General features: G+C 66.6%; 9 protein-coding genes, 1 tRNA gene and 1 pseudogene. 7 read left to right on the top strand and 4 right to left on the bottom strand.

Annotated elements, in window-relative coordinates; translation table 11 throughout:
- From WAX14_RS11005 to WAX14_RS10990, 4 genes are all read left to right on the top strand, one after another.
- Nucleotides 1-543, top strand: a 543-nt coding sequence (locus tag WAX14_RS11005; protein WP_422628114.1) for an FtsB family cell division protein, incomplete at its 5' end; no start/stop codon positions are given.
- The gene (locus tag WAX14_RS11000; protein ID WP_422628113.1) at nucleotides 540-1,067 is read left to right on the top strand and encodes a DUF501 domain-containing protein; all 528 of its coding nucleotides are present in this window, start codon (nucleotides 540-542) and stop codon (nucleotides 1,065-1,067) included. The genes WAX14_RS11005 and WAX14_RS11000, both read left to right, overlap by 4 nt.
- The gene (locus WAX14_RS10995) at nucleotides 1,064-2,011 is read left to right on the top strand and encodes an exopolyphosphatase (protein ID WP_422628112.1); all 948 of its coding nucleotides are present in this window, start codon (nucleotides 1,064-1,066) and stop codon (nucleotides 2,009-2,011) included. The genes WAX14_RS11000 and WAX14_RS10995 overlap by 4 nt, the downstream gene beginning before the upstream one ends.
- A gap of 103 nt (nucleotides 2,012-2,114) precedes the next feature.
- Nucleotides 2,115-2,191: transfer RNA gene (locus WAX14_RS10990), tRNA-Leu, on the top strand.
- Nucleotides 2,192-2,303: 112 nt separating this feature from the next.
- On the opposite strand, the gene WAX14_RS10985 is transcribed toward WAX14_RS10990, so the two are convergent.
- From WAX14_RS10985 to WAX14_RS10975, 3 genes are all read right to left on the bottom strand, one after another.
- On the bottom strand, nucleotides 2,304-3,044 hold the full coding sequence (locus tag WAX14_RS10985) for an FHA domain-containing protein (protein WP_422628111.1): 741 nt from the start codon (nucleotides 3,042-3,044) through the stop codon (nucleotides 2,304-2,306).
- Nucleotides 3,045-3,157: 113 nt separating this feature from the next.
- Nucleotides 3,158-3,322 carry a hypothetical protein gene (locus tag WAX14_RS10980; RefSeq protein ID WP_422628110.1) on the bottom strand — a complete coding sequence of 55 codons (165 nt, stop codon included), beginning with the start codon at nucleotides 3,320-3,322 and terminating at the stop codon, nucleotides 3,158-3,160.
- A 55-nt stretch (nucleotides 3,323-3,377) separates the two neighbouring features.
- Complete coding sequence (locus tag WAX14_RS10975; RefSeq protein WP_422628109.1) at nucleotides 3,378-3,515, bottom strand: hypothetical protein; 138 nt, start codon at nucleotides 3,513-3,515, stop codon at nucleotides 3,378-3,380.
- A gap of 245 nt (nucleotides 3,516-3,760) precedes the next feature.
- Between WAX14_RS10975 and WAX14_RS10970 the strand changes: the two genes are divergently transcribed.
- Nucleotides 3,761-5,221, top strand: coding sequence for a SulP family inorganic anion transporter (locus tag WAX14_RS10970; protein WP_422628108.1), 1,461 nt, complete (start codon nucleotides 3,761-3,763; stop codon nucleotides 5,219-5,221).
- Nucleotides 5,222-5,251: 30 nt separating this feature from the next.
- On the opposite strand, the gene WAX14_RS10965 is transcribed toward WAX14_RS10970, so the two are convergent.
- Nucleotides 5,252-6,271 carry a magnesium transporter CorA family protein gene (locus WAX14_RS10965; RefSeq protein WP_422628107.1) on the bottom strand — a complete coding sequence of 340 codons (1,020 nt, stop codon included), beginning with the start codon at nucleotides 6,269-6,271 and terminating at the stop codon, nucleotides 5,252-5,254.
- 189 nt (nucleotides 6,272-6,460) lie between these two features.
- Between WAX14_RS10965 and WAX14_RS10960 the strand changes: the two genes are divergently transcribed.
- Together WAX14_RS10960 and WAX14_RS10955 are read left to right on the top strand one after the other, a co-directional pair.
- Nucleotides 6,461-6,820: a hypothetical protein gene (locus tag WAX14_RS10960; protein ID WP_422628106.1), complete on the top strand. Its 360-nt coding sequence runs from the start codon at nucleotides 6,461-6,463 to the stop codon at nucleotides 6,818-6,820.
- Nucleotides 6,817-7,014: pseudogene (locus WAX14_RS10955) on the top strand (SAM-dependent methyltransferase); the annotation flags it as partial. The gene WAX14_RS10960 and the pseudogene WAX14_RS10955, both read left to right, overlap by 4 nt.

Raw genomic sequence — 7,014 nt, 5'->3', positions numbered from 1 at the left:
GTCACCTCGGCGCCGGGCCGCGGCCGGGGTTCCGCACATCGCGCGCGACCCACCCGCGTCGGTGAACCCCGCGAAACCCGCAGGCCCCGCACCGGACGCACCTTCCTCGGTCTGTCCACCGGTCGGGCCGTGGTGTTGGCTCTCGTCGTGTGTGGCCTGGCGTTGACGCTGGCGCTGCCGCTGCGCACCTACGTCAGCCAACGCGCCGAGGCCGATCATGTCGAAGCCCAGCGCGTCGCGCTGGAACGGGAGATCGACGACCTGCGGGACGAGAAGGCGAACATCGAGGATCCGGCGTGGATCCGCGCGCAAGCCCGTGAACGGCTGCGGTTCGTGATGCCCGGCGACACGCCCTACCAGGTGCAGTTGCCCGGCGACGGTCTGCGCGTCGACGACGAGAAGGTCCAGGAACGCCCGTCGACCGGTGCGTGGTACAGCGACCTGTGGCGGTCGGTGTCCGAACCGCCCCCCGAACCCGAGCCCGAACCGGTGCCGCGGCAGATGCCCGTGGCACCTCGAGAAGCAGGAGAACCGACCGGGTGACCGATCCCGTCGCACAGTCCGACCTCGACGCCGTCGCAGCCCAACTCGGGCGTGCCCCGCGCGGTGTCCTCGCCATCGCCTACCGCAGCCCGGACGGCGCACCCGGTGTGGTCACGACCGCGCCGAAGTTGCCCGACGGCACGCCGTTTCCAACCTTGTACTACCTCACCGATCCGCGCCTCACCGCGGAGGCCAGCCGGCAGGAATCGGCCGGGGTGATGCGGGAGATGACCGATCGCCTCGCCACCGATCCGGTCGTCGCCGCGGCCTACCGGAGCGCCCACGAGTCGTACCTCGCCGAACGCGACGCGATCGAATCGCTCGGTACCGACTTCACCGGCGGCGGCATGCCGGACCGGGTCAAGTGCCTGCACGTGCTCATCGCGCATTCGCTGGCAAAGGGGCCGGGTGTCAATCCGTTCGGCGACGAATCGGTCGCGTTGGCCGCCGACGCCGGATTGCGCGGCACCGCGATTCCCGCGGACTGGCCCACCTACGCCGAATTGCGCGAGGCCTCCGAGTGAGTCGTGTCGCCGCGATCGACTGCGGAACCAATTCGATCCGCCTGCTGATCGCCGACATCGACGCCGACGGCAGACTCACCGACGTGACCCGGCTGATGCGGGTTGTGCGACTCGGGCAGGGTGTCGACGCGACCGGCCTGCTCGCATCCGACGCCATCGAACGCACCCGCGTGGCATTGACCGAATACGCCGATCTCATCCGGGAAACCGGGGCGACCGCCGTGCGTATGGTCGCCACCTCCGCGACCCGCGACGCGGGCAACCGCGAGGACTTCTTCTCGATGACCCGCGAGGTGCTCGGTGCGGTGATCCCCGGTGCGGAGGCCGAGGTGATTTCCGGCGATGAGGAGGCACGCCTGTCGTTCACCGGTGCGGTCGGCGAACTCGATTCGGCGCGTGGACCTTTCGTCGTCGTCGATCTCGGTGGTGGCTCCACCGAGATCGTGCTCGGTGACGCCTCCGGTGTGCATGCCGCGTACTCCACCGACATCGGTTGTGTGCGGCTCACCGAGCGGTGCCTGCACGACGATCCGCCCACCGCCGAGCAGGTAGCCGAGGCGCGTTCCATCGCGCGCGGCAAGATCGCCGAGGCGCTCGCGCACGTGCCCGTCGAGCAGGCCCGCACGTGGGTCGGTGTCGCGGGCACCCTGACCACGCTGTCGGCGATCGCACACGACCTGGACGAATACGATCCGCAGAAGGTGCATCTGTCGACCGTCGGGTTCGACCGGCTCCGGAAGGTGTGCGACACACTGCTTGCGCAGACACACGACGAGCGGTCCGCCTACGGTCCGATGCATCCGGGCCGGGTCGACGTGATCGGTGGCGGCGCGATCGTCACGACGACGCTCGCCGACGAGTTCGGTGCCCGTGCCGGGATCACGGAACTCGTTGTCAGCGAACACGACATCCTCGACGGCATCGCGATGTCGGTGGTGCGGTAGCCGAGCGGGCGGGCGTCCTCGCCCCGCGTCGGTACGCGCGTTCGAGATCGGGGAGTCCGCCGGATAGGGTGTGTTGCGACCGAGCCGGTTCGGTCGCAACAGCGCCCCCATAGCCCAATTGGCAGAGGCAGCGGACTTAAAATCCGCACAGTGTCGGTTCGAGTCCGACTGGGGGCACCACAATCGTCCCAGATGACTTGCCCCATCCGAGCGAATGTATCCCTCGGTCGATCCACTGAAGCGAGCGATACATTCGCTCGGTAGCCGTGGAGGTCGAGCGGATCGCGGCAGTTCAACCCGACAGGGGCGCGTTCCAGGGATAGCGGGAGTCGGTGTCGATTCGTCGAACGTGTGCCGCCGCGATGATCCACAACATTGCTCCGAGGATCAGCACGAAGTGGCCGACGAAACCGACGATGACGAAGATCGATCCGACCGGACCGAGTTCGGTGTCCGGCCCGAACGCCGGGAGGCCGGTCGGCATCGGGTCTGACGGGGCACCCGGCTCCTCGGCGAGGAACCAGGCGCATCCGAGCGTTCCCACGAGCACTGTGACGACTCCGACGCAGAACACGAACCGGGCCCACGCCCTCGACGTCGTGACTTCGCGCAGGAATCTCTCACGTTGCTGGAAGTCGCCGTCGTTCGAGGTACTGCTGTTCGAGGTACTGCTGCCTGCGGATGTGGGCGGCGGGCGGGGCTTCTTGTGGGGCAGTGCGAAGGGTTCGGTGTTCCGCTCGAGCCGGACCTCGACCCGACCGAACGTGATGATGTCACCGTCGTGGATCTCGCGGACCCCGCTCAGTCGCACACCGCCGACCCAGGTTCCGTGGGCCGACCCGAGATCCTCGACGACGACCCGATCCTCGAAGTGGTCGATCGTGGCATGTCGTGCGTCGATCAAATGATCGTCGATCTGCAGATCGGCGTCGTCGTTCCGGCCGAGCACCTGCCGTCCCGCGTCGATCCGCAGAACGGCTCCCGAGAGGGACGGCGGCCCGATGATCGTCAGCGAGAGCGCTTCGGTGTCCATACGAGAAGTCTCGCAACGCAGCGGCTGGTGCACACGCGTACGTCAGTACCTGGATCGGTGCGGCCGACTCGTCCGGCAGTACGTACGAGATCCGGAATTGGCGGAGTGCGGTGTCACTCGCCGCCGGGGCCGGCGAGTTCATGCCATTCACCATCGACCTGCTCTTCGAGGATCGGTATCGATGATCCCGCTCGCGGGTGGGTCGACGCCCATGCCGCGGCCTCGTCGATGGTGCGGAACGATTGTTCGTCGATGACCGCGCCCGTGTCCGTCGACAATCCGGAAATGCCTCATTGTGGCCCCCAGGGATACGGGAATCGTCCCGAGCGATGTTCAGGGACGAGAGGAGAACAACCCGTCGTAGTTCGGTGTGCCCTGAGGCTGCGTCTGCGGGGTCTCGGGGAGTTGTTCGTCGTCCGGGTTGCTCGGCTGCAGGAACAGCGGACCGGAGAATTCGGTGTCGTTGCTCAAAGCGTCCTTCTTTCGGGTACGGCGCGGTACAACGACGCAGGGTCGAGAAACCGCGACCGAAGTGGAGATGTTCGAGGGTGGATCTGTGATGGCGGCGTGCTCGGATGGTGATTGTGGACCGGGGAGCTCGTCCGACCTCGAACAGTCGATGCGAGCTGTTCGATGCGTTTACCCTACACGGCGTGGCGCCACACACCAGATCGACACGAGACCGGGTATTTCGCGTCGCCACCTAGACTTCCCCGGTGCATACCGTCCTGGAAACGTTGCGATCGCCCCGGCGCCTCACCACCGAGATCCTCGCCGGTCTGGTCACTGCCCTCGCTTTGATCCCCGAGGTCGTGTCGTTCGCGGTGATAGCCGGTGTGGACCCGAAGGTGGCGCTGTACACGTCGTGCATCATGGCGATGACGATCGCTGTCGTCGGCGGCCGTCCCGCGATGGTCTCGGCCGCGGCGGGTGCTACCGCCCTGGTCATCGCGCCGCTCGTGGCCTCGCACGGACTCGACTACCTCATCGCCGCGGTGTGGCTCGCGGGAGCACTGCAGATCGTGCTGGCTGTTACCGGCGTCGCCAAACTCATGAGGTTCATCCCGCGGTCGGTGATGATCGGGTTCGTCAACGCCCTGGCCGTCCTCATCTTCACCGCACAGTTGGGACACCTGTTCGACGTGCCGTGGGCGGTGTATCCGCTCGTTGTCGCCGGCATCGCGATGATCGTGTTCATTCCGAAGCTCACCACCGCGGTGCCCGCCGCGTTGATCGCCATCGTCGTCCTCACCGGCATCGTGGTGCTGTTCGGCCTCGACGTTCCCGATGTCGCCGACCAGGGCGAGCTTCCGAGCGGCTTCCCGACGTGGATGATTCCCGACGTGCCGTGGACCGCCGAGACGCTGCGGATCATCGCCCCGTACGCGCTCGCGCTCGCACTCGTCGGACTCATGGAGTCACTGATGACCGCCAAACTCGTCGACGACCTGACCGACAGTCACTCCGACAAGACCCGCGAAGCGTGGGGACAGGGGGTCGCGAACTGGGCCGGTGCGTTGTTCGGTGGCATGGGTGGCTGCGCGATGATCGGGCAGACGATGATCAACGTCAAGGAAGGTCGTGCCCGCACCCGCATCTCGACGTTCCTCGCCGGACTGTTCCTGCTGGTGTTGTGCGTGACCGTCGGGGGGATCGTCGGGGCGATTCCGATGGCCGCGCTGGTCGCGGTGATGCTGGTGATCGCGGTGACCACCGTCGACTGGCACAGCGTCTCGCCCCGCACACTGAGGCTGATGCCGCTCAGCGAAACCGTGGTCATGGTGGTGACTGTCGCGGGGACGTTGCTGACCGACAATCTCGCGATCGGTGTGGGCGCGGGCGTGCTGACCGCGATGGTCGCGTTCGCCCGTCGCGTCGCTCACATGACCCGCGTGCACACCACCGACATCGACGGCGTCCGCACCTACCGGGTTTCGGGGGAGCTGTTCTGGGCGTCGAGCAACGACCTGGTGTATCAATTCGACTACGCGAACGATCCCGACGAAATCGTCATCGATCTCACCGACGCCGAGGTGTGGGACGCGTCCACCGTCGCGACATTCGATTCGGTGCTGCACAAGTACGCCGAGCGCGGAAAGAGCGCGCGGATAGTCGGATTGGACGGTGCGAGTCTGCACCGCCTCGAACAGTTGTCGGGTCGGCTCGGCACGTCCTGAGGCGACGATATCGACTCGTGCGACGGGTGCCTACAACCACCCGCGACGCTTGAACACCACATACAACGTCCCGGCGGACACCACGATCACGATCGCGCTCGCGATCAACCCGAGATGGCTCCCGAAACCGGGGAACGGGATGTTCTGCCCGTACCATCCGGTGACCGCGGTCGGAACGGCGATGATCGCGGCCCACCCGGTGAGCTTCTTCATCACCGTGTTCAGCCGCGCATCCTGCACCGACAGGTTGGTTTCGAACACCGTCGTCACCATGTCGCGCAGCGACTCCGTCCATTCCGTCGCCCGAATCACGTGGTCGTACAGGTCGGTGTACCAACTGTCGAGCTCGACGGAATTGCCGTGCTCCGCGCGACGCCTCATGATCAAGGCCACCACCTCGCGCATCGGCAGCACCACCCGGCGCAGTTCGACGAGTTCCTTGCGGACCCGGAAGGTGCGACGCTGGATCGTCCGCGTCTGCGCGTGGTCGTCGAACAGTCCGTCCTCGAGGCTCTCGATGGCGTCGTCGAGTATCTCGATGGTCTCGAACTGGCCGTCGACGACCATGTCGAGCAGTCCGTGCAGCAGTGCCGGTGTGCCGTGCTCGATCAGATCGGCGTTGTCGTTCCAGCGGCGCAGCAGTTCGTCGATGTCGAACGCGTCGCCGTGCCGGACGGTGACCATGCCGCGGGGAAGGATGAACGCGGACACGCGACTGGTTCGCAGGCGTGAGGACAGATCGTCGTCCGCGTCGCCGGTCCCGGCGTCGAATGCGGTCGCATACACGGTGAGGAACATGTGGGTGGCGTAGCGGGTCGCCTTGGTACGTTCGCCGTGCGCGAGCGAGTCCTCGACAGCGTGCGGATCGAGGTCGAGTTCCTCGGCAAGCGTGAGCAGCCGCTCGTGATCGGGCTCCCACAGGTCCACCCATACCAGCGCGGATTCGTCCTGCAGACGGTCGGCGACGTCGGCGAGTGGGAAGTCTTCGGCGACGAGCCGTCCACCGCACCACAGGCGCGTGCGAACGTCGTCGGTGTGTCCGGATGCCACAGCTCGCAGTCTGCCTCACGGGACGCTGAACTCGCAGTGCGTGTGCGGTCCGTGCCCGGTCTTGTCGTGCGGTTTCTCCAGGACGGTCGGGTCAGGTACCGCCCGGCGCTGATGGATCACGCACTTTCGTTTACCGTGTTGCCGCCGGGACTACCGGAAAACGACACTGCGATCAGAAGTGGGACACCAATGAAGAAGACTCTCGCGGCGCTGTTGGGTGCAGGTGCTGTCCTGCTTACGGCGGCGTGCGGATCCTCCGACGACGGAGCCGATTCGGCCACCACCACCGCGGCGACCAGCACGGTCGCCTCCAGCGATTCCGACGGCACCGGCTCCACCGGGGTCGAACTCGGCCAGAGCTACGACGACATCTGCACCGCGATGCTGCCGTACTTCGACCAGCTCGAAGGATGGGGCCAGAACCGTGCGGAGGCCGCCAAGTCCGTCGCCGACGCACAGCAGATGCTGCCGGGCTGGAACGACCTCAGCGAGGAACTGAAGGCAGACACGCTCCGCGCCATCGAGAACGCCGGCAAGGGCGAGTGCTGATCGACCTCCAGGAGCTGTTCACCAGGTTGCGGCGCTTCCCCGATGTGGAAGCGCCCAACCTGGTCTCCGTGGATGCCGCCGACCGGCTGCTCCTCGACGAAGCCGGCGTCGCGCTCGCCGCGGCGCCGGCGGGCACCGTCGTGATCGTCGACGACCAGTACGGTGCACTCACGCTCGGTGCTGCCGTGTACCAC

The organism is Rhodococcus sp. (in: high G+C Gram-positive bacteria), assembly GCF_049299235.1.
GTDB lineage: Bacteria > Actinomycetota > Actinomycetes > Mycobacteriales > Mycobacteriaceae > Rhodococcus.
Note: the sequence above shows the minus strand (reverse complement) of the source record. Positions and strands in the feature narration are given on the sequence as shown.

Bases quoted from the DNA above. Each gene is read 5' to 3' on its own strand.
- WAX14_RS10985 (WP_422628111.1), bottom strand. From the start codon at position 3,044: ATGGACACCGAAGCGCTCTCGCTGACGATCATCGGGCCGCCGTCCCTC.
- WAX14_RS10960 (WP_422628106.1), top strand. From the start codon at position 6,461: ATGAAGAAGACTCTCGCGGCGCTGTTGGGTGCAGGTGCTGTCCTGCTT.